This window comes from Streptococcus mitis, assembly GCF_002096855.1.
Classification (GTDB): domain Bacteria; phylum Bacillota; class Bacilli; order Lactobacillales; family Streptococcaceae; genus Streptococcus; species Streptococcus mitis_Y.
Genome location: NZ_NCVH01000029.1, coordinates 125,563 through 148,325 on the forward strand (window position 1 = coordinate 125,563; position 22,763 = coordinate 148,325).

The following is a 22,763-nucleotide window of genomic DNA, read 5'->3' on the forward strand; positions in this document are numbered from 1 at the left end:
GGTCATGAATGATAAAGTAAAATTGTTTGTCTTGGCAGGAATCTTTTTCCTAGCCATAAGCGGTTTCTATTTTCTATTGATGCGAAATGCAGGGCAGACAGATAGCTCGCAAATTGAGAAAGCATCAGTTAGCCAAGGAGGAAAAACAGTGAAAAAAACAGAAGTGAGTAAAGATGCAGACTTGCACGAAATTTATCTGGCTGGAGGTTGTTTCTGGGGAGTTGAGGAATATTTCTCACGCGTTCCCGGAGTGACAGATGCCGTTTCAGGCTATGCAAATGGTAGAGGGGAAACAACCAAGTACGAATTGATTAACCAAACAGGTCATGCGGAGACTGTTCATGTTACTTATGATGCCAAACAAATTTCCCTAAAAGAAATCCTGCTTCATTACTTCCGCATTATCAATCCAACCAGCAAAAATAAACAAGGAAATGATGTGGGAACCCAGTACCGTACTGGTGTTTATTACACAGATGACAAGGATTTAGAGGTGATTAACCAAGTCTTTGATGAGGTGGCTAAGAAATACGATCAACCTCTAGCAGTTGAAAAGGAAGCCTTGCAGAATTTTGTAGTTGCTGAGGATTACCACCAAGACTATCTCAAGAAAAATCCAAATGGCTACTGCCATATCAATGTCAATCAGGCAGCCTATCCTGTCATCGATGCTAGCAAATATCCCAAACCAAGTGATGAGGAATTGAAAAAGACCTTGTCACCTGAGGAGTATGCAGTTACCCAGAAAAATCAAACAGAACGAGCTTTTTCAAACCGCTACTGGGATAAATTTGAATCTGGTATCTATGTGGATGTGGCAACTGGCGAACCCCTCTTTTCATCAAAGGACAAGTTTGAGTCTAGTTGCGGATGGCCTAGTTTCACCCAACCAATCAGCCCGGATGTTGCCACCTACAAGGAAGATAAGTCTTACAATATGACGCGTATGGAAGTGCGGAGCAGAGTTGGAGATTCTCACCTTGGCCATGTCTTTACGGATGGACCAGAAGACAAGGGGGGCTTGCGCTACTGTATTAATAGTCTCTCTATCCGCTTTATTCCCAAAGATCAAATGGAAGAAAAAGGCTATGCTTACTTACTAGATTATGTCGATTAAGAAGTCTTTCCTAAGCAGTTAGAGGAGAATTTTGCTATACTGATACTAGTAAGTGACAAAGGAGCCGAGCATGACCTATACAATCTTAATCGTAGAAGATGAATATCTGGTAAGACAAGGCTTGACCAAACTGGTCAATGTAGCAGCCTACGATATGGAAATCATCGGTCAGGCTGAAAATGGAAGACAGGCTTGGGAATTGATACAAAAGCAGGTGCCGGATATCATTTTAACCGATATCAACATGCCTCAGCTAAATGGTATCCAGTTGGCCAGTCTGGTCCGAGAAACCTATCCTCAGGCTCACCTAGTTTTTTTAACAGGTTACGATGATTTTGATTATGCCTTATCTGCTGTCAAACTCGGTGTAGATGACTATTTGCTCAAACCCTTTTCTCGTCAGGATATTGAGGAAATGTTAGGGAAAATCAAGCAAAAACTAGACAAGGAAGAAAAGGAAGAGCAGTTACAAGATTTATTGACTGATAAGTTTGAAGGAAACATGGCCCAGAAGATCCAGTCTCATCTGGCTGATAGTCAATTTAGTTTAAAGTCTTTAGCCAGTGAATTGGGCTTTAGTCCGACTTATTTGAGTTCCTTGATTAAGAAAGAGTTGGGTCTGCCTTTTCAGGATTATCTGGTGAGAGAGCGTGTCAAACAAGCCAAGCTCTTGCTTTTGACCACGGATTTAAAGATTTACCAGATAGCCGAAAAGGTTGGTTTTGAAGATATGAACTATTTTACCCAACGTTTTAAACAGATTGCAGGTGTGACGCCTCGTCAGTTTAAGAAGGGAGAAGATCGATGAAGCGTTCTTCTCTTCTAGTCAGAATGGTTATTTCCATCTTTCTGGTCTTTCTCATTCTCCTAGCTCTGGTTGGAACTTTCTACTATCAATCTAGTTCATCAGCCATTGAGGCTAGCATTGAGGGCAATAGCCAGACGACTATCAGCCAAACTAGCCATTTTATCCAGTCTTATATCAAAAAATTAGAAACCACCTCGACCAGTTTGACCCAGCAGGCAGATGTCCTGACCTATGCTGAGAATCCCAGTCAAGACCAGGTCAAGGGAATTCGAGATTTGTTTTTGACCATTTTAAAGGCAGACCAAGACTTGAAAACGGTAGTTCTGGTCACCAAATCAGGTCAGGTCATTTCTACAGATGATAGTGTGCAAATGAAAACTTCCTCTGATATGATGGCTGAGGATTGGTACCAAAAGGCCATTCATCAGGGGGCTAAGCCCGTTTTGACTCCAGCTCGTAAATCAGATAGTCAGTGGGTCATTTCTGTCACTCAAGAACTTGTTGATGCAAAGGGAGCTAATCTGGGCGTGCTTCGTTTGGATATTTCTTATGAAACTCTGGAAGCCTATCTTAACCAACTTCAGTTGGGTCAGCAGGGCTTTGCCTTTATTATCAATGAAAACCATGAATTTGTTTATCATCCTCAACATACAGTTTATAGTTCGTCTAGCGAAATGGAGGCCATGAAACCCTACATTGAGACAGGGCAGGGCTATACTCCAGATCACAAATCCTACGTCAGTCAGGAACAGATTGCTGGAACTGATTGGACGGTGCTTGGCGTGTCTTCGCTGGAGAAGTTAGACCAGGTTCGGAGTCAACTCATGTGGACCTTGCTTGGAGCCAGTTTCGCATCTCTTCTTGCCTGTCTCTGCTTGGTGTGGCTCAGCCTTAAACGCTGGATTGCTCCTCTGAATGACTTGAGAGAAACCATGCTGGAGATTGCTTCTGGTAATCAGAATCTTCGTGCTAAGGAAGCTGGCGCCTATGAACTGAGAGAAGTGACTCGCCAGTTCAATGCTATGTTGGATCAGATTGATCAGCTGATGGCAGATATTCGCAGGCAGGAAGAAACGACCCGTCAGTACCAACTTCAAGCCCTATCGAGCCAGATTAATCCGCATTTCCTTTATAATACCTTGGACACCATCATCTGGATGGCTGAATTTCAGGATAGTCAGCGTGTGGTGCAGGTGACCAAGTCCTTGGCTACCTACTTCCGCTTGGCGCTCAATCAGGGTAAAGATTTGATTTGCCTGTCTGACGAAATCAATCATGTCCGCCAGTATCTCTTTATCCAGAAACAACGCTATGGAGATAAGCTGGAATATGAGATTGAGGAGAATCCTGCCTTTGATAATCTAGTCTTGCCCAAGCTGGTGTTGCAACCCCTTGTAGAGAATGCTCTTTACCATGGCATTAAGGAAAAGGAAGGTCAGGGTCATATTAAACTTTCTGTCCAGAAACAGGATTCAGGATTGGTCATCTACATTGAGGATGATGGAGTTGGCTTTCAAGATGTTGCTGATAGTAGTCAAAGTCAACTTAAACGTGGAGGAGTTGGTCTTCAAAATGTTGACCAACGGCTCAAACTTCACTTTGGAGAACATTACCAAATGAAGATTGATTCTATTACCTCAAAAGGTACGACAGTTGAAATATACATAAATAGAATAGAAACTAGTTAACTCCCAGTCAATTCTGGGAGTTTTATGCGTAATTGGGCAAGCTTTCTAGGTTGTCTATCTTGCTAAAACGTAGAAAAAACGATATGATAGATAATGACAAAAGAGGTATCAAGTATGAAGGAAAAAGACATTCAAAGAGCAACAAGCCAGATTGTAGAAGATGTAATAGACAAGGCTAACTTGAAGCAAGGAGCTATCTTTGTTTTGGGACTTTCTTCTAGTGAGGTGATAGGTGGTCAGATTGGTAAGGAATCCAGTCAAGAAATTGGGGAAATCATTGTGAAAACCATTCTAGATATCCTAGAGGAAAAAGGAATTCATCTAGCCGTTCAAGGTTGTGAACATGTCAATCGAGCCCTCGTTGTTGAACGTCAGGTGGCAGAGCAGTTTGGTCTTGAAATCGTCAGTGTCCTTCCTACCCTTCATGCAGGAGGTTCAGGTCAGTTGGCAGCCTTCAAGTTTATGAAGGATCCAGTTGAGATTGAATTTATCAAGGCTCATGCTGGATTGGATATCGGAGACACTGCGATTGGCATGCATGTCAAGCATGTTCAGGTTCCGATTCGACCGGTACTACGTGAGATTGGGCACGCCCATGTAACGGCGTTGGCTAGCCGCCCAAAATTAATTGGAGGTGCGCGTGCGCATTATCCACAAGATTCTATCAGAAAGTCGTGAGAATGAGAAAAACAAAACAACAACTAGAAAAAATCACCAAATATTCGATTCGTAAGCTAACTGTTGGGGTAGGTCCTGTAGCCATCGGGGCCTTCCTTTTTGGTGCTAGTACTCTTTCAGTAGATAAGGTGCATGCCAATGAAGTTGGCGGTGCTCATAATGTTCATTACCGTTATTTGGCGGAGCAGGAATTGACCGAGTCTGAAAAAGCCCTGATTCATCATGAGGTTCCAACAGAATTTCAAGATGAAGATATTATTTATGTAGTTTATCGCAAGAAGGCGACTACCAGTCAACAACTTCCTTACACAGGAAGTAAGGAAGTCGCTCTAGCGGGTCTTGGCTTGGCAACAGCCTCGCTAGCGGTTCTATTAGTTTCAAAGAAACACCGCAGTAAAGTACTAGGGGTTCTGTTAATCAGCTCTATTGGAGTCAGCAATTTTGTACCTTTTACTGCCTTTGCATTTGAAAATAAAGAGTTACTTTCTTATAACCAAACTATTTCAGCCTCTACACATGAAGGCTTGGCTGAAGGGATTATCCACATTGATGGTTATGAGTACATCGGCTACTTCAAGGAAGCAGAACTCCATCCATCAAGACCAGTTTCAGCTGAGAAGCCTCAGTTACCAGTAGAAAAGCAAAGTTCAAAAGAAAACGAGAAGACAGAAGTCGTTCAAGAAAGACCTGCTGTCACTCCCGAACCTGTCGTTGAAAAACCAGTGACACAAACTCCAGTTGCTCCTGCTGTTGAAGAAAAACCAGTTTCTGCGAATCCTCAGACCAGACTGGAAGAGAGCTTGGTGGAGATTCCGTTTGAAACAGTCACAAGCCCAGATGCTAGTCTAGCAGAAGGACAGACTCGTATCGTCACAGCTGGAGTAAAGGGTCAGCGTCGCCTTGTAACCAAAGTATCAATGGTTAATGGTCAAGAAGTTAGAGAAGTCGTCGAAGACCAAGTGGTTCAAAATCCTGTGTCACAAGTCATTGCAGTCGGAACGAAGAAAGAGGTGCAACCTGCCCCAACTCCAACCCCACAAGCTGAACCAACTCATCAAGTAGCAAAAGGAACTCAAGAGGAAGGTAAAACTGGTCAAGCCTTAACACAACCAACCTTACCAGAGGCTCCAGTTGAAACGAAGGGGACCCAAGAAGAAGGCAAAGAAGGTCAAGCTCTAACACAGCCAGAATTGCCAGAAGCTCCAGCTGAAGCAAAAGGTACCCAAGAGGAAGGCAAAGAAGGTCAAGCCTTAACACAACCAATCTTGCCAGAAGCTCCAATCACAGCAAAAGGAACTCAAGAAGAAGGCAAGGAAGGTCAAGCTTTAATACAACCAACCTTACCAGAAGCTCCAATCGAAGTAAAAGGTACACAAGAGGAAGGTAAAACTGGCCAAGCCCTTGTACAAGAACAGTTACCTGAGTACAAAGTAACTGAGGGAACTCTTGTTGAAACATCGACTACAGATTTAGACTACAAAACTGAAACGACTGAGGATCCAACCAAGTATACGGACGAAGAAACTGTCGTACGAAATGGTGAAAAAGGTAGTCAAGTTACCAAAACAACTTATAAAACAGTAGAAGGTGTTAAAACTGACCAAGTTCTTTCAACTAGCACAGAAGTTACTAAGGAACCTGTAAACCAACAGGTAAGTCGTGGGACAAAACCAATTGAAGGAACTCTTGTAGAAGAAAGTCTTGAAAAGATTCCATTTAAGGAAGTTATTAAAGAAGATGACCAACTGAAAAAAGGTTTAGAAGTTGTCGCTCAAGAAGGCAAAGAAGGTCAGAAAAAAATCACCAAGACCTTTAATACCATTAAGGGAGTTAAAACAGAAGACGCTCCAAAAGTTACAGAGGAAATCCTTGAGGCACCTCAAGACAAAATTTTGAAACGTGGTACCAAGAGCTTTGAAAAACCAGTATTGACCATCACAGCAGTTGAGCCTAAGGATTTGAAGCGTACTTCAGATGTTAAGTATAGTCTAGAAAATCCAAGTAAGGCAGCCATTAAATCTATCACCCTAACTCTGAAAAAAGGTGATGAGATTGTGAAGACATTGAATGTTTCACCAGAAGATTTAACAGCTTCTTTGACAGACTTACAGTACTACAAAGATTATAAACTCGAAACGAAGATGGTTTATGACCGTGGTGAGGGTGATGAGGAAGAAGTTCTGAAGGAAGAGCCACTAAGAATTGACCTCAAAAAAGTTGAAATCAAAAACATCAAAGAAACAAGCTTGATGAGTGTGGACGCTGACGGTAATGAAACAGACACTAGTTTACTGACAGAAAAACCAGCTGATCTTGCTCCACTCTACCTACGAGTTACAACTCACGACAACAAAGTTACAAGACTGGCTGTTGACAAGATTGAAGAAGTAGAAAAAGACGGAAAAGCTTTATACAAAGTCACTGCCAAAGCACCTGATTTGATTCAACGGAATTCTGATAGCACACTTAGCGAAGAGTATGTTCATTACTTTGAAAAACAAAAAACACACGAAGGTGATGTATATTATAGCTTTGACGACCTTGTAAAAGCTATTCAAAAAGACCCGACTGGTACATTTAAACTTGGTAGCAATATTAATGCTGCAAACGTTAAACCAGCAGGAAAATCCTATATTACTAATGCTTTCAAAGGTACGTTAACAAGTACTGATGGTAATAAATTTACCATTAGCAATATGAACAGACCTTTATTTGGTGATATTGTCGGTGGTACGGTAAAAGATTTACTTCTTGAAAATGTAAATATTGACATGCCAGGAACTGATAGGATTGCACCGATAGCAAATGTTATCAAAAATAATGCTACTGTAGAGAATATTAAAGTAACGGGTAACGTTGTTGGTAATAATGATGTATCTGGGGTTATCAATAAAATTGATGGCAGTGGTACAGTTCGTAATGTTGCATTTATCGGTAAAGTACACGCTGCTGGAAATCGAGGTGGTTACTTAACAGGTATCGTCGGTGAAAACTGGAAGGGTATTGTAGAAAAAGCATATGTTGATGCTGAAATCACAGGTAACAAAGCTAAGGCTGCCGGAATTGTATATTCATCTCAAAATGGTGGTAACAACAATACTTTAGGTAAAGAAGGTACTCTTCGAAACTCTGTAGCAAAAGGATCTATTGAACTCAAAGAAGCCGTTATGTCTGGTGGACTGCTAGGGACTAACTGGGCACTAGGTGCTATAGAAGACAACATCACTATGATGAAAGTTAAGACTGGTGAAATGGTCTTTGGTCACTCTGATATTGATGCTGATGATTACTTTACATACTCTAGAACGAAGCGCAATTACAGTGTTGAGGGTGTAAGTGAAGGTAAAACAACTTATAATAATTCTAAAAAAATTCCTAGCATAACTAAAGAAAAAGCTGATGAATTAATCACTAAAATGGGAATCACTGCTGATAAATTCGAAAGCACACTTCCTGTTGAAGACAAACTTAATAACATTGTAAGTAAAGCTGATCAATACAAAAATATCGATGACTACGATGCTTCTCGTGAGCTTGCTTACCGTAACATCGAAAAACTTCAACCGTTCTATAACAAAGAATGGATTGTCAACCAAGGGAATAAGATTCCAGCTGGATCAAACTTATTAACGAAAGAAGTGTTATCTGTAACGGCGATGAAAGGCAATGACTTTGTCACAGACCTTACAGATGCTGACCATATTTTGGTTCACTACGCTGATAAGACAAAAGATATCTTTACGATTTCACCGAAAGAATCTAAAGTTAAACAAGTGAAAGAATACAGTGTCGCTGAACTTGGTGAAGTTGTTTATACACCAAATATGGTGGTTAAAGATCGTTCAGATTTAATCAGCGCTATCGAAAGCAAATTAAGTCCAGTTGAATTGCAATCTGACCCAATTTACCAACATTTGGGTAGAACTGGTGGCAACAAAGTCAATGCAATTAAGGATTTGTACTTAGAAGAAAGCTTCAAGTATGTTAAAGATAATCTGACTCAATTTGTTACGAAGTTAGTGGAAAATGAAGATCACCAGCTTAACACTGATGAAGCTGCTAAACGTGCCTTGATTAAGAAAATTGATGACAATAAGGCTGCAGTTCTTCTTGGTTTGTCTTACCTCAACCGTTACTACGGTGTTAAATTCGATAACTTTAATATTAAAGAGTTAATGTTATTCAAACCGGACTTCTATGGTAAGAATGTTGGTGTGTTAGACTTCTTGATTAAGGTTGGTTCTAAAGAAAGTAACATTAAAGGTGATAGAACTTTAGAAGCTTATCGCGAAACGATCGGTGGAGTTATTGGTATAGGCGAATTAAACAGTTTCTTAGACTATAATATGCGTCTCTTCACAAGTGATACCGACTTAAACGATTGGTTCATAAAAGCAACTAAAGATAATGTATATATCGTTGAACCTAAAACAACAACTCCTGAATTTGCTGATAAGAAACACAGAGCTTACGAAGGTTTAAACAACGATGTTCACGGTAAGATGATCTTACCACTTCTGAACTTAAAAGATGCGCATATGTTCTTAATCTCAACATATAACACTATGGCATACAGTTCATTTGAGAAATACGGTAAGAATACTGCCGAAGAACGTGAAGCATTCAAAGCTGAAATCAATAAAGTTGCTAAAGGTCAACAAAATTACCTAGATTTCTGGTCTCGTCTATCACTGGATAAAGTTCGCAACCAGCTATTGAAGAGCAACAACATGGTGCCAACACCAGTACTTGATAACCAAAACTATAAAGGAATCAGCACAGATAAATACGGACATACGAATAGTGGTAAAGACGTAGCTCCAGTTCGTGAATTATACGGACCAACAGGTCGTTATCACGCAACAGACTGGCGTATGGGAGCTGTCGCTCGTGTTTACGGTAACCCTTATAAAGATGATTCAGTATTCTTCATGGTTACTAGTATGATTAGTGACTTCGGTATCTCAGCCTTCACTCACGAAACGACTCACGTAAATGACCGCATGGTTTACTTAGGTGGTTCAAGACACCGTGAAGGTACTGACCTAGAGGCGTTCGCACAAGGTATGTTACAATCACCTGCTGAAACAAGTCCAAACGGTGACTTTAAAGCACTTGGATTAAATATGGCATACGAACGTCCAAATGACGGAAACCAATGGTATAACACTAATCCAAATGACCTTACTTCTCGAGCTGAAATTGATCATTACATGAAAGGTTTCAATGATACGCTTATGCTTCTTGATTATCTTGAAGGAGAAGCTGTAATTGATAAAGGCAGTAAAGAACTAAACAATGCTTGGTTCAAGAAAGTAGATAAGCAACTTCGTGGAGCTAATACGAAGAACCAATACGACAACGTTAGGGATTTAAATGCAGAAGAAAAAGAATATAATTTAACATCTGTTAACGACTTAGTAGAGAAAAACTTCATGACTAAGCACGGTCCTGGTAATGGTCAGTATGACCCAACTGGATTTGGCTCTGCCTATGTAACTGTACCTATCACTGCAGGTATCTATGGAGGTAACACAAGTGAAGGAGCACCAGGAGCAATGTCATTCAAACATAACACCTTCCGTATGTGGGGTTACTTTGGATATGAAAAAGGCTTCCTAAATTATGCTTCTAACATGCTGAAAAATGAGTCTAAACAAGCAGGTCATGCTACTCTAGGTGATGACTTTATCATTAAGAAAGTTTCTGATGGTAAATTTAATACTCTAGAAGATTGGAAGAAAGAATACTTCAAAGAAGTTGTTGATAAAGCAAAAGTAGGATTTAACCCTGTTACAATCGACGGTACTACATACAGTAGTTACGATGACTTGAAGAATGCATTTGCTGCTGCCGTTGATAAAGATAAAGCTACTCTTAAAAATGGCTCAGTTAAATTTGATAATACCGTATCACTTAAAGAGAAATTATTCAAAAAACTTCTTCAACAAACAAACAGCTTTAAAACTTCAATCTTTAAATAATTGAAATCTCTCATCTGCTTTGCGGATGAGGGTTTTCTTATTTTGTGCTATACTTAAGGTATGCATAGAAAAACAGTGATTGATTTTAGGGCTTTGGGGGAGAGATACACCTTTACCCAGCCTATTAAAGAGTTGAAAACGAGAAATGTAGCAGAAGTGGCAGATTTGCTGGCACAAGTGGAAAGTTACCAAGAGCAGGGCTACTATGTGGTGGGCTATGTCAGCTATGAGGCTGCACCCGCTTTTGAGGAGAAATTAGCAGTTCATAAAGCTCCTTTACTGGCAGAGTATCTGCTATATTTTACAGTTCATGATAGGGTAGAAACATCACCTATTCCTCTGACTTATGATGAGGTTAATTTGCCTTCAAATTGGCAGGAAGTAACGTCTGCAGAGGACTATGAAAAGGCGATTGCACAGATTCACCATCATTTGCGGCAGGGAGACACTTATCAGGTCAACTACACCGTCCAACTCAAGCAAGACTTAAGCGCTAATCCTTTTGCCATCTACAATCGTATGGTGGTAGAGCAGGAGGCGGGTTACAATGCTTATGTTGAACATGACGAGATGGCAGTGATTTCCATGAGCCCAGAGCTCTTTTTTGAGCAAAATGGCCGCGAGTTGACAACGCGACCAATGAAGGGAACGACTCAGCGTGGCATGACCGACCAAGAAGACTTGGAGCAGGCCAGTTGGTTGGAACAGGATCCCAAAAATCGCTCTGAAAATATGATGATTGCAGACCTCTTGCGCAATGATATGAACCGTATTTCTGAAGTGGGAAGTGAGCATGTGGAGCGTCTGTGTCAGGTAGAGCAGTATTCAACTGTCTGGCAGATGACTTCGACCATCAAGAGTCAGTTGCGAGAGGATGTTGACCTTGTTGAAATCTTCCATTCTCTCTTTCCTTGCGGATCCATAACGGGTGCACCTAAAATTGCGACTATGGAAATTATCAAAAATTTGGAACCTCAACCGCGTGGAGTCTACTGTGGAACCATTGGTCTTTTGCTTCCAAATGGACGACGCATTTTTAATGTTGCTATCCGGACTATTCAACTGCATCAAGGGAAAGCCATCTATGGAGTTGGCGGAGGCATTACTTGGGATAGCACTTGGGAATCTGAATACCGCGAGGTTCATCAAAAGGCGGCAGTTCTTTATCGTAAACAAGCTCGTTTCCAACTGATTACGACTGGAAAAATCAGTCAGAAGAACTTGCTGTTTGAAGAACAACATTTGGAAAGGTTGAGAACAGCTAGTCGATATTTTGCCTTTCCATTTGATTCAGAAAACTTGAAACAAAAGATAGAAGAAGAGTGTCAGGCTTGTGATGCTAATCAAGATTACCGCTTGCGAATTAGCCTTAGCAAATCTGGAGAGATAGAAGTCGATCGCCAAGTATTAACACCCCTTAGTCCAAGTTTTTGTCAGGCCAAACTTTGTCTGCAGGAAGCCAATTTGCAACAAGCATTTACCTACTTCAAAACGACTCACCGACCGCATTTGAGCTTAGGGGAACAAGAGAAGATTTATCACAATAAGTCTGGAGAGCTACTTGAAACCTCTATCGGAAATTTGGTTCTGAAAATCACTGGAAAACTCTATACACCGCCTATCCGACTTGGAATCTTACCAGGAATTTACCGTCAGCATTTGCTGGAAACAGGAGAAGTAGAAGAGAAAATCTTGACATTGGCAGATTTAGTCCAAGCAGAAGCTATTTACGCCTGTAATGGAGTGAGAGGCTTGTATAAACTAAGCCTTGAGGAGAGCTAGGTGAAACTGATATTTTTACACGGGTTAGGGCAGTTAGCAGAGAGTTGGAAAGAAGTTCGGAATTATTTGAAGGATAAGCTCACAAATGTTCTTGAATTGCTGAAATAAGTTTGGTAAAATAATATTGAAATCGATAACATTCCTATAGGAGAAAGAAATGAACAAACGTCTATTTTTAAAAATGAGTCTGGCTACCTTGCCAGTTTTAGCCTTATTTTCACAGCCTGTGTCAGCAGAGGAAAATATTCATTTTTCTAGCTGTAAGGAAGCTTGGGCAAATGGATACTCGGATATTCATGAGGGAGAACCTGGTTACTCTGCCAAGTTAGACCGCGATCATGATGGTGTGGCTTGCGAATTGAAAAATGCTCCTAAGGGTGCTTTCAAAGCAAAACAATCAACGACAACTCAAACTGATACAAGTTCATCAACAGCAAGTGGTTGGGTTAAGCAGGACGGTACTTGGTATTACTTTGCTGGAAATGGCAATCCAGTGAAGAATGCATGGCAGGGAAGTTATTACCTAAAAGCAGATGGTAAAATGGCCCAGAGTGAATGGATTTATGATTCTTCTTATCAAGCTTGGTATTATTTGAAATCAGATGGTTCTTATGCAAAAAATGCATGGCAAGGAGCTTATTACCTTAAATCAAACGGTAAAATGGCACAAGGTGAGTGGGTTTATGATTCCTCTTACCAAGCCTGGTATTACTTGAAATCAGATGGTTCATATGCTCGCAATGCATGGCAAGGAAACTACTATTTGAAATCAGATGGTAAAATGGCTAAAAATGAGCGAGTTGATGGCGGACGTTACTACGTAGATGCTTCAGGTCTATGGAAACCATAAGTAAGGATAAAATCTAGAAAGTTAATGCAAACCTTTGCATAAATGAGTGGATTTTGTTATACTAGTACTGTAAGCATTTTCAATTAATTCATAATGAAAAAGGAGAATATGATGAGTCAAAAGATTATTGGGATTGACCTTGGTGGAACTTCTATCAAATTTGCAATCTTGACAACAGCAGGAGAAATCCAAGAAAAATGGTCTATCAAAACCAACATTTTGGATGAGGGAAGTCATATCGTTGATGATATGATTGAGTCTATTCAACATCGTTTGGACTTGCTTGGATTGGCAGCAGCGGACTTCCAAGGTATTGGAATGGGATCACCAGGTGTGGTTGACCGTGAAAAAGGGACTGTTATTGGTGCCTACAACTTGAACTGGAAGACCCTCCAACCAATTAAAGAAAAGATTGAAAAAGCCTTGGGCATTCCTTTCTTCATCGATAATGATGCCAACGTGGCCGCTCTCGGTGAGCGCTGGATGGGTGCTGGTGATAACCAACCAGACGTTGTCTTTATGACACTCGGTACTGGTGTTGGTGGCGGTATCGTTGCAGAAGGCAAATTGCTTCACGGTGTTGCTGGTGCAGCAGGGGAGCTTGGCCACATCACTGTTGACTTTGACCAACCAATCGCATGTACTTGCGGTAAGAAAGGTTGCCTTGAGACAGTCGCTTCTGCAACAGGGATTGTCAACTTGACTCGTCGTTATGCTGATGAATACGAAGGCGATGCAGCCTTGAAACGTTTGATTGATAACGGAGAAGAAGTAACTGCTAAGACTGTCTTTGATTTGGCAAAAGAAGGAGACGATCTTGCTTTGATCGTTTACCGTAACTTCTCACGTTACTTGGGAATCGCTTGTGCTAACATCGGCTCAATCCTAAACCCATCAACAATCGTTATCGGTGGTGGTGTATCAGCTGCGGGAGAATTCCTTCTACAAGGTGTTCAAAAAGTCTACGATGAAAATACTTTCCCACAAGTACGCACATCCACTAAATTAGCTCTTGCAACTCTAGGAAACGACGCTGGGGTTATCGGAGCAGCATCACTTGTATTGCAATAAAATAATAAAAGGAGAAAAACACTACTTTAAAGCGAGTGATTTTCCTCCTTTCTTTTTTTATGCTATACTAGTTAGGACAATAAATGAGGTGAGAGTAAATGACAAAAGCAGATATAATTTTTAAAGAGAATATTGAACGAATCCTCAAAGACGGTGTCTTTTCTGAGCAGGCTCGTCCTAAGTACAAGGATGGAACTGTTGCTAACTCCAAGTATGTAACTGGTGCCTTTGCCGAGTATGACTTGGCTAAGGGGGAATTCCCCATCACAACCTTGCGTCCTATCGCTATCAAATCCGCCATCAAGGAAGTGCTCTGGATTTACCAAGATCAGTCTAATAGCCTAGAGGTTCTGAATAGCAAGTACAATGTTCACTATTGGAATGACTGGGAAGTGGGAGATACAGGAACCATTGGTGAGCGCTATGGTGCCGTTGTTAAGAAACACGACATTATCAATAAGATTCTCAAGCAGTTGGAAGCCAACCCTTGGAACCGCCGTAATATTATCTCGCTCTGGGATTACCAAGCTTTTGAGGAGACAGACGGCCTTCTTCCGTGCGCCTTTCAGACCATGTTTGATGTCCGCCGTGTTGATGGAGAAATCTATCTGGATGCGACCTTGACCCAGCGTTCGAATGATATGCTGGTGGCTCACCACATCAATGCGATGCAGTACGTAGCTCTTCAAATGATGATTGCCAAGCATTTCGGATGGAAGGTTGGGAAGTTCTTCTACTTCATCAACAACCTCCATATCTATGACAATCAATTTGAACAAGCTCAGGAATTGCTCCGCCGTGAGCCGTCAAACTGTCAACCACGTTTAGTCTTGAATGTGCCAGATAAGACCAATTTCTTTGCTATCAAAGCAGAAGATTTTGAGTTGGTGGATTATGACCCTGTCAAGCCGCAGTTGAAGTTTGACCTAGCTATTTAAAAGAATAGAAAAAAGAAGTTGAGACAATAAATCCCAACTTCTTTTGTTTCTTAACGTGATACGCGGCGACGAGCTGCTTTTTTACGGTTTTCTTCGATGAAAGCTGCTTTTTGCTCTTCTGGTTCGATCACTTTCTTTTTAAATGCGTATACTGCACCTGCGACTGCAGCGACAGTTCCTGCGACACCTGTTACAAGACCTTTAGCGAATCCTTTAGCCATGAGTCTTCCTCCTTTATCTTCTTAATCAGCCAGCCTCCTCAAGAGGTCACATTTTTCTGACTGACCTTTTTGTGTTATAATAATAGTAACGAAAAAATGGGAATTTTTCAAGGAAAAAAGATGAAAACAAAAATAATTGTGATTGTTGGACCGACTGCAGTTGGAAAGACGGCTCTAGCCATTGAAGTGGCCAAGCGTTTTAATGGCGAAGTGGTTAGTGGTGATAGTCAGCAAGTCTATCGAGGACTTGATATTGGGACGGCCAAGGCTAGCCCAGAGGAGCAAGCGGCTGTTCCTCATCATTTGATTGATGTTAGAGAGGTAACCGAGTCTTACTCGGCTTTTGATTTTGTTTCAGAAGCTAAGATGGCTATTGAGGATATTCACAGTCGTGGCAAGCTAGCTATTATCGCTGGTGGGACTGGACTTTATATTCAGAGCTTGCTAGAAGGTTATCACCTGGGTGGGGAGACTCCCCATGAGGAGATTTTAGCTTATCGAGCTAGCTTGGAGCCTTATACAGATGAGGAATTAGCTCATCTTGTGGCGCAAGCAGGCCTTGAAATTCCTCAGTTTAATCGTCGTCGTGCAATGCGTGCCTTGGAAATTGCCCATTTTGGTCAGGATTTGGAAAATCAAGAGACCTTGTATGAACCATTGATTATCTGCTTGGATGATGAACGCAGTCAATTATATGAACGTATCAATCACCGAGTGGATTTGATGTTTGAAGCTGGACTTCTAGACGAAGCCAAGTGGTTGTTTGACCATTATCCAGATGTGCAGGCTGCTAAAGGTATTGGATACAAGGAACTCTTTCCTTATTTCCGTGGGGAGCAGACTTTGGAGGAAGCCAGTGAGAGTCTCAAACAGGCGACCCGTCGTTTTGCCAAGCGTCAGTTGACCTGGTTCCGTAATCGCATGCAGGTGACCTTTTATCAGATTGGAGAAGCTGGTGTGCAAGACCGCATTTTAAGCCAGATAGAGGAGTTTTTAGATGATTGAAACGGAGAAAAAAGAGGAGCGGGTCCTGCTCATTGGTGTAGAATTGCAGGGCATGGACAATTTTGATCTCTCTATGGAAGAATTGGCCAGTCTAGCTAAGACAGCTGGGGCAGTCGTTGTAGATAGCTACAGACAAAAACGTGAAAAATATGATTCCAAGACCTTCGTCGGCTCTGGTAAGTTGGAAGAGATTGCGCTTATGGTGGATGCAGAAGAAATTACCACTGTCATTGTCAACAACCGTTTAACTCCACGGCAAAATGTCAATCTAGAGGAAGTTCTGGGTGTTAAGGTCATTGACCGTATGCAGTTGATTTTGGATATCTTTGCCATGCGAGCTCGAAGCCATGAAGGGAAGCTCCAAGTTCACCTAGCCCAGCTCAAATATCTCTTGCCTCGCTTGGTTGGTCAGGGAATTATGCTCAGCCGTCAGGCAGGGGGAATTGGTTCCCGTGGTTCTGGTGAAAGCCAGCTGGAATTGAACCGTCGTAGTGTTCGCAATCAAATTACGGATATTGAAAGACAGCTCAAGGTGGTTGAAAAAAATCGGGCCACAGTCAGAGAAAAACGTCTGGAGTCCAGTACCTTTAAGATTGGTTTGATTGGTTATACCAATGCTGGGAAATCAACCATCATGAACACCTTGACCAGTAAGACTCAGTACGAGGCAGACGAGCTCTTTGCTACTCTGGATGCGACGACTAAGAGTATCCATCTGGGAGGCAATCTCCAAGTAACTTTGACAGATACAGTTGGCTTTATCCAAGATTTGCCGACGGAGTTGGTGTCCAGTTTCAAGTCAACCTTGGAAGAAAGCAAGCATGTAGACCTTCTGGTTCATGTTATCGATGCCAGCAATCCTTACCATGAGGAGCATGAAAAAACAGTTCTGTCCATCATGAAAGACCTGGACATGGAAGATATTCCTCGCCTGACCCTTTATAATAAAGCGGATTTGGTGGAGGATTTTACGCCTACCCAAACGCCTTATGCCCTCATTTCTGCCAAGTCTGAGGATAGTCGTGAGAACTTGCAGGCACTATTTTTAGAGAAAATCAAGGATATTTTTGAATCTTTTACCCTGCGCGTGCCTTTTTCTAAGTCCTACAAGATTCATGATTTAGAAAGTGTTGCGATTCTAGAAGAACGTGACTACCAAGATGATGGAGAAGTCATCACAGGCTACATTGCAGAGAGAAACAAATGGAGATTAGAAGAATTTTATGACTGATATCAAAACTTTGGCACTCAAGTATGGTGGCTATACAAGTCTAGACAAGGTCTATCTGGACCAACTTTTAGCCGGTAGGTCTGAAGAGGAGCAATTAGCCCTCATTACACCTCCACCCAGCGTAGTGAATGCCTACTTTGCCGAGCTCTACCAGAAAAAAAGCCCCCAAGCTGCGACCGATTATTTTGTAGAAGTCAGCCAAGAACTGAACCTCTACAATGCTGAGCCAAGTTTTACCATAGAGAATAAGCCTTTTATTCGCCTTAACCTATCTGGTAAATCCTTTGGCTTTTGCTACGAGAAAGAAGGACTAGGTCGCATTTTCTCAGAGAACGAGGAAGCAATTTCAGATGACTTGCTTTTTGAGATTGCACAAATTTTTCCCCATCAACTGATCTTTGAGGAGTCTGGAAAAATTTACATGAAGGCAATCGGAGAAGAGGAAGTTGTTAGCGTTGAAAATCTCACAGCTTTGACAGATTTGGAAAGCTTGGCAGATGGAAGAAAGCGACTTAAGGGATATAGCCAAGAGGATTTAATACAAGAAGCTAAAGCCTTTACTGGCAACCTTTATTACCGCTCGGAAAACCGCACAGCTATGTTATATATTGATTAATTAGAAAGTAGCAAATGGATATTCAATTTTTAGGAACGGGGGCTGGTCAGCCCTCTAAAGCCCGCAACGTTTCAAGTCTTGCCCTGAAACTCTTGGACGAGATTAACGAAGTCTGGCTCTTTGACTGTGGAGAAGGAACGCAAAATCGCATTCTGGAAACCACGATTCGACCACGCAAGGTCAGCAAAATCTTTATCTCCCACTTGCATGGAGATCACATTTTTGGCTTACCAGGTTTCCTTTCTAGCCGTGCCTTTCAGGCCAATGAAGAGCAGACAGATTTGGAAATCTATGGACCGCAAGGAATCAAGTCCTTTGTCTTAACCAGTCTTCGTGTGTCAGGTTCTCGTCTGCCCTACCGTATTCATTTCCATGAGTTTGACCAAGATTCCCTTGGGAAAATCCTTGAGACCGATAAATTCACGGTGTATGCAGAGGAGTTGGACCACACTATTTTCTGTGTTGGTTACCGTGTCATGCAAAAGGACTTGGAAGGAACGCTGGATGCTGAAAAACTTAAGGCTGCTGGCGTCCCATTTGGCCCACTTTTTGGGAAAATCAAGAACGGTCAGGACGTTGTTCTCGAAGACGGAACTGAAATCAAGGCAGCAGACTATATCTCAGCTCCACGTCCAGGTAAGATTATCACCATTCTGGGTGACACCCGCAAAACCAATGCTAGTGTGCGTCTGGCTGTCAATGCTGATGTTCTTGTCCATGAATCCACTTATGGCAAGGGTGATGAAAAAATTGCTCGTAACCATGGCCACTCTACTAACATGCAAGCTGCACAAGTAGCGGTAGAAGCAGGAGCTAAACGCCTCTTGCTCAACCATATCAGTGCCCGTTTCCTCTCAAAAGATATCAGCAAGCTCAAAAAAGACGCTGCTAGCATTTTTGAAAATGTCCATGTGGTCAAAGACTTGGAAGAAGTGGAAATCTAAAAGATTGAGAAAGGAACAGTATGCCTACTATTCTCATTACCGGAGCTAGCGGTGGCCTAGCTCAAGAAATGGTCAAACTCTTACCTCAAGACCAACTCATTTTGCTAGGTAGAAATAAGGGAAAACTAGTTCAGCTATACGGAAATCATCCTCAGGCAGAATTGATTGAAATTGATATTACCGATGTTCAAGCCTTAGAGGAACTAGTTGCTGAACTCTATCAGCGTTATGGTAAGATTGATGTCTTGATTAACAACGCTGGATATGGGATTTTTGAAGATTTTGACAAGATTTCTAATCAAGATATTCATCAAATGTTTGAAGTCAATACTTTTGCTTTGATGAATCTGTCTCGTTTGGTTGCTTCTCGTATGAAGGAGATTCGAAAAGGTCATATCATCAATATCGTCAGCATGGCAGGATTGATTGCGACTGCTAAGTCTAGTCTATATTCTGCGACCAAGTTTGCGGCCATTGGTTTTTCAAATGCTCTTCGCCTTGAGCTCATGCCCTATGGTGTCTATGTGACAACTGTTAATCCAGGACCTATCCGGACAGGATTTTTTGACCAGGCAGACCCAGATGGGACCTACCTCAAATCGGTCGACCGTTTTCTATTGGAACCAGATGCCGTCGCGCAAAAGATTGTTAAGAACATCGGAAAAAACAAACGCGAGCTCGATCTCCCAGCCTTGCTAAATTTAGCTCATAAATTTTATACCCTCTTTCCCAAGTTAGCAGATAAGTTTGCTGGAGAAACCTTTAATTATAAATAAAAAAGAACCAATATGCAGGTTGTTGCTAGCCTACATATTGGTTCTTATTATTTCTCAACTATCAAACTGGACTTCTTCTAGTAGATAGTCGATAAAGCGTTCACCCATCTTAGATAGGCTGGTTTTTTCATGCTGGATATAGACCAGTTCAATTGGGTCATCAATATCCAGTGGGATGGAAACGATATTGTCTCCGTTGAGGTTGCTGTTCAAAATACCTGTCGCAATGGTATAACCATCCAAACCAATCAAGAGATTAAAGAGGGTAGCACGGTCACTAACCACAATGGATTTTTTGTGGTGTTCTTGGGAAAGAATCTCTTCTGAAAAGTAGAAGGAGTTGTGCGTCCCTTGGTCATAGCTGAGATAAGGGAAGTTTTCCAAATCAGATAGTTTGACCTTGTCTTTCTTTGCCAGAGGGTTGGTCTTGCTGACAAAGATATGGGGCTGAGCTGTAAAGAGATGGTGAGCCAGCAGGTGATTGTCATCTAGCATCTTTGTCAAAACATCACGGTTGTAGCTGTTAAAAAATAGAACACCGACCTCACTGCGGAAGTTCTTGACGTCGTCGATAATTTCCCAAGTACGAGTTTCACGAAGGAAGAGCTCGTATTTTTCCATATCGCTTTTCTTGAGTAGCGATACAAAGGCATTGACTACAAAGGCATAGTGTTGAGACGAAACGCTAAAGAGTTCGCGGTGGGCAACAGGATTTTTATAACGTTCCTCCAGAAGCTGGGTCTGCTCGACAACCTGACGGGCATAAGAGAGGAACTCCATCCCATCACGGGTCAAGGTAATGCCCTTGGGATTACGAATAAAGATTTCAATGCCCATTTCATTTTCCAAATCTCTCACAGCATTGGAAAGACTGGGTTGAGTGATAAAGAGTTGCTTGGCTGCCTCATTCATGGAGCCAGTTTCGACGATTTTGATAATATAATGTAATTGTTGAATTCTCATGTTTTTATTGTACCACACTTGCGTCAGAATCGCCAAAGATGATAGGGAAATCAGGGGGATTGTGTGAGTCTCTTCTTGAAAAAAACACAAATTTTTGCTAGAATGAGTCTTATGAAAACATTCTATGATGTGCAGCAATTCCTCAAACGATTTGGTATCATTGTTTACATGGGAAAACGCTTATATGATATTGAACTGATGAAGTTGGAACTCTCTCGGATTTACGATGTAGGGTTGATGGACAAATTAGACTATCTAGAAGCAGAAGCGGTTCTTCGCAGAGAGCACAAGGTAGAATTGGATTATATTGAGAAAAATGGAGAAAAGAACTAATGGTTACTTGGATTTTGTGGGCACTTATACTAGCAATGTTGGCATGGATGGGCTTTAACTATCTTCGTATTCGCCGTGCGGCTAAAATTGTGGACAATGAGGAATTTGAAGCCTTGATTCGCACAGGTCAATTGATTGATTTGCGCGATCCAGCAGAATTTCACAGAAAACATATCCTGGGTGCCCGCAATATTCCTTCAAGTCAGTTGAAGACTAGTCTTGCAGCCCTTCGTAAAGATAAACCGGTCCTTCTCTACGAAAACCAACGTGCGCAACGAGTTACAAATGCAGCTCTTTACTTGAAAAAACAAGGTTTTTCTGAGATTTATATCCTTTCTTATGGCTTGGATTCTTGGAAAGGGAAAGTGAAGACTAGCTAACCTTATTTCCAAATTAGCCGAATGATAGGATGAAGCTATTGTTTTATAGTATAATTAATTTGTATAAAATTTAAGGAGTTCTTAGAACATGAAAGAAAAGAAGAAAAATCCACTTTTTGTGGGTATTTTGTCGATTATTCTTGGTTTGTTATTTCCAATTGTAGGCCTGATTTTGGGGATCATAGGATTGGTCTTGGCTTTTTCATACCAAAAAGAATCTAGACTAGACTATAAAACAGAAAAAATTCTCAACATCGTAGGACTTGTGGTTTCTGTACTTAACTGGATTGTAGCCGTCGCAGTATTTTTTAGATAAGCAATGAACAAAAAAGCTTTAAATTGTACTGACCCCAAAAAGTTAGACAATTAATTTATCCGAAGGATTTAGTTCTGTATTGCACAGGACTGAGTCCTTTTAGTTTAACCTTAATTCGTTTATTGTTGTAGTAATCAATATAGTCTACAATGGCTTGTTCCAATTGCTTAAGCGACTCAAATGACTTCTCATAACCATAAAACATCTCCGATTTCAGAATGCCAAAGAAAGATTCCATCATGCCGTTGTCTGGGCTGTTACCTTTACGTGACATGGATGCTTGAATTCCCTTACCCTCTAGAAACTGATGATAAGAATCGTGTTGATATTGCCAGCCTTGGTCACTATGGAGAATCGTATTCTCGTAGCGCTTCTCTGTGAATGCTTGTTCCAACATTGTTTTTACTTGTTCTAAGTTGGGTGAAGTTGAAAGATTATAGGCGATAATTTCGCTATTAAAGCCATCTAAAACTGGTGATAAGTAAAGCTTTTGAGCGCTTGCTGGAATGGCAAATTCTGTCACGTCCGTATAACACTTTTCCATTGGTTTAGCTGCTTCAAATTGGCGTTGAATAAGGTTGTCTGCTTTCTTGCCAACATCTCCTTTATGAGAAGAATACTTGCGTTTCTTGCGGATTCTAGCTTGTAAATTGAGCACTTTCATCAAGCGTTGAACTCTTTTATGATTGACCACATAACCACGATTTCTTAATTCTAAATGGATTCGACGATATCCGTAATTTCCTTTTTGTTCGGTAAAAATAGCTTGAATTTCAGCTTTAAGCTTTTGATCCTTATCTGGTTTGTCTAGCTGTTTCAAATGATAGTAGTAGGTCGAACGAGCGAGTTTAATGGTTTTTAGAAGAATATCTAACGAAAAATCAGTGATTAATTCTTGAACAATTTCTGTCTTTCTTCTTTCTCTTTTTCCTCCTTCAAGCGGAGTTCTCTCAACTTTTTTAGGACAGCATTCTCCGCTCTCAGATACTCGTTTTCTGCTTGAAGTCGTTCTAACTCTGTCATCTCTTCGGGTTTCTTCTTTGGTTTACGTCCCATTTTAGA

The 22,763-nt window shown here is 41.3% G+C and carries 18 protein-coding genes and 3 pseudogenes; 18 read left to right on the forward strand and 3 right to left on the reverse strand.

Going from position 1 to position 22,763, the window contains the following annotated elements; genetic code table 11:
- Positions 1 to 4: 4 nt before the first annotated feature.
- From msrB to B7698_RS04005, 10 genes and pseudogenes are all read left to right on the forward strand, one after another.
- Entirely contained in the window at positions 5 to 1,117 is a 1,113-nt protein-coding gene (gene msrB, locus B7698_RS03965; protein ID WP_084864716.1) for a peptide-methionine (R)-S-oxide reductase MsrB, read from the forward strand.
- A 70-nt stretch (positions 1,118 to 1,187) separates the two neighbouring features.
- Positions 1,188 to 1,925 (forward strand): response regulator transcription factor, encoded by a 738-nt coding sequence (locus B7698_RS03970; RefSeq protein WP_084864717.1) that lies wholly within the window; start codon positions 1,188 to 1,190, stop codon positions 1,923 to 1,925.
- Entirely contained in the window at positions 1,922 to 3,613 is a 1,692-nt protein-coding gene (locus B7698_RS03975; protein ID WP_084864718.1) for a cache domain-containing sensor histidine kinase, read from the forward strand. Before B7698_RS03970 ends, B7698_RS03975 begins: the two co-directional genes overlap by 4 nt.
- A gap of 114 nt (positions 3,614 to 3,727) precedes the next feature.
- A complete protein-coding gene (locus tag B7698_RS03980) occupies positions 3,728 to 4,291 on the forward strand; it encodes a TIGR01440 family protein (protein ID WP_192855098.1) in 564 nt (187 codons plus the stop codon).
- Positions 4,292 to 4,293: 2 nt separating this feature from the next.
- Complete coding sequence (locus B7698_RS03985) at positions 4,294 to 10,275, forward strand: ZmpA/ZmpB/ZmpC family metallo-endopeptidase (RefSeq protein WP_084864720.1); 5,982 nt, start codon at positions 4,294 to 4,296, stop codon at positions 10,273 to 10,275.
- A gap of 60 nt (positions 10,276 to 10,335) precedes the next feature.
- Positions 10,336 to 12,057, forward strand: coding sequence for an aminodeoxychorismate synthase component I (gene pabB, locus B7698_RS03990; RefSeq protein WP_084864721.1), 1,722 nt, complete (start codon positions 10,336 to 10,338; stop codon positions 12,055 to 12,057).
- Positions 12,058 to 12,156 (forward strand): annotated as a pseudogene (locus B7698_RS10115) (alpha/beta fold hydrolase); the annotation flags it as partial.
- A gap of 58 nt (positions 12,157 to 12,214) precedes the next feature.
- A pseudogene (locus B7698_RS03995) lies at positions 12,215 to 12,901 on the forward strand (excalibur calcium-binding domain-containing protein); the annotation flags it as partial.
- Positions 12,902 to 13,018: 117 nt separating this feature from the next.
- A complete protein-coding gene (locus tag B7698_RS04000; protein WP_031227726.1) occupies positions 13,019 to 13,978 on the forward strand; it encodes an ROK family glucokinase in 960 nt (319 codons plus the stop codon).
- A gap of 98 nt (positions 13,979 to 14,076) precedes the next feature.
- The gene (locus tag B7698_RS04005) at positions 14,077 to 14,916 is read left to right on the forward strand and encodes a thymidylate synthase (protein WP_084864723.1); all 840 of its coding nucleotides are present in this window, start codon (positions 14,077 to 14,079) and stop codon (positions 14,914 to 14,916) included.
- A gap of 50 nt (positions 14,917 to 14,966) precedes the next feature.
- On the opposite strand, the gene B7698_RS04010 is transcribed toward B7698_RS04005, so the two are convergent.
- On the reverse strand, positions 14,967 to 15,137 hold the full coding sequence (locus tag B7698_RS04010; RefSeq protein WP_001051780.1) for a DUF3042 family protein: 171 nt from the start codon (positions 15,135 to 15,137) through the stop codon (positions 14,967 to 14,969).
- Positions 15,138 to 15,257: 120 nt separating this feature from the next.
- Here B7698_RS04010 and miaA point away from each other — a divergent pair, with 120 nt between their 5' ends.
- Genes miaA through B7698_RS04035 form a run of 5 tightly spaced genes read left to right on the forward strand, consistent with a single transcriptional unit; the run spans position 15,258 to position 19,709 of the window.
- Positions 15,258 to 16,142, forward strand: coding sequence for a tRNA (adenosine(37)-N6)-dimethylallyltransferase MiaA (gene miaA, locus B7698_RS04015; protein WP_084864724.1), 885 nt, complete (start codon positions 15,258 to 15,260; stop codon positions 16,140 to 16,142).
- Positions 16,135 to 17,373 (forward strand): GTPase HflX, encoded by a 1,239-nt coding sequence (gene hflX / locus B7698_RS04020; protein ID WP_084864725.1) that lies wholly within the window; start codon positions 16,135 to 16,137, stop codon positions 17,371 to 17,373. Before miaA ends, hflX begins: the two co-directional genes overlap by 8 nt.
- On the forward strand, positions 17,366 to 17,989 hold the full coding sequence (locus B7698_RS04025; protein WP_084864726.1) for a cystathionine beta-lyase: 624 nt from the start codon (positions 17,366 to 17,368) through the stop codon (positions 17,987 to 17,989). Before hflX ends, B7698_RS04025 begins: the two co-directional genes overlap by 8 nt.
- A gap of 14 nt (positions 17,990 to 18,003) precedes the next feature.
- Entirely contained in the window at positions 18,004 to 18,933 is a 930-nt protein-coding gene (rnz, locus tag B7698_RS04030) for a ribonuclease Z (protein ID WP_084864727.1), read from the forward strand.
- A gap of 20 nt (positions 18,934 to 18,953) precedes the next feature.
- On the forward strand, positions 18,954 to 19,709 hold the full coding sequence (locus B7698_RS04035; RefSeq protein ID WP_084864728.1) for an SDR family NAD(P)-dependent oxidoreductase: 756 nt from the start codon (positions 18,954 to 18,956) through the stop codon (positions 19,707 to 19,709).
- A 54-nt stretch (positions 19,710 to 19,763) separates the two neighbouring features.
- Here the strand turns inward: B7698_RS04035 and B7698_RS04040 are convergent, their stop codons facing one another.
- Positions 19,764 to 20,672 carry a LysR family transcriptional regulator gene (locus B7698_RS04040; RefSeq protein ID WP_049501939.1) on the reverse strand — a complete coding sequence of 303 codons (909 nt, stop codon included), beginning with the start codon at positions 20,670 to 20,672 and terminating at the stop codon, positions 19,764 to 19,766.
- Between the two features lie 63 nt (positions 20,673 to 20,735).
- Between B7698_RS04040 and B7698_RS04045 the strand changes: the two genes are divergently transcribed.
- From B7698_RS04045 to B7698_RS04055, 3 genes are all read left to right on the forward strand, one after another.
- The gene (locus B7698_RS04045; RefSeq protein WP_004256163.1) at positions 20,736 to 21,005 is read left to right on the forward strand and encodes a YqgQ family protein; all 270 of its coding nucleotides are present in this window, start codon (positions 20,736 to 20,738) and stop codon (positions 21,003 to 21,005) included.
- Positions 21,005 to 21,385 (forward strand): rhodanese-like domain-containing protein, encoded by a 381-nt coding sequence (locus B7698_RS04050; protein WP_000259256.1) that lies wholly within the window; start codon positions 21,005 to 21,007, stop codon positions 21,383 to 21,385. Before B7698_RS04045 ends, B7698_RS04050 begins: the two co-directional genes overlap by 1 nt.
- 88 nt (positions 21,386 to 21,473) lie before the next feature.
- The gene (locus B7698_RS04055; RefSeq protein ID WP_000660077.1) at positions 21,474 to 21,701 is read left to right on the forward strand and encodes a hypothetical protein; all 228 of its coding nucleotides are present in this window, start codon (positions 21,474 to 21,476) and stop codon (positions 21,699 to 21,701) included.
- 55 nt (positions 21,702 to 21,756) lie between these two features.
- Here the strand turns inward: B7698_RS04055 and B7698_RS04060 are convergent.
- A pseudogene (locus tag B7698_RS04060) lies at positions 21,757 to 22,763 on the reverse strand (IS3 family transposase); the annotation flags it as partial.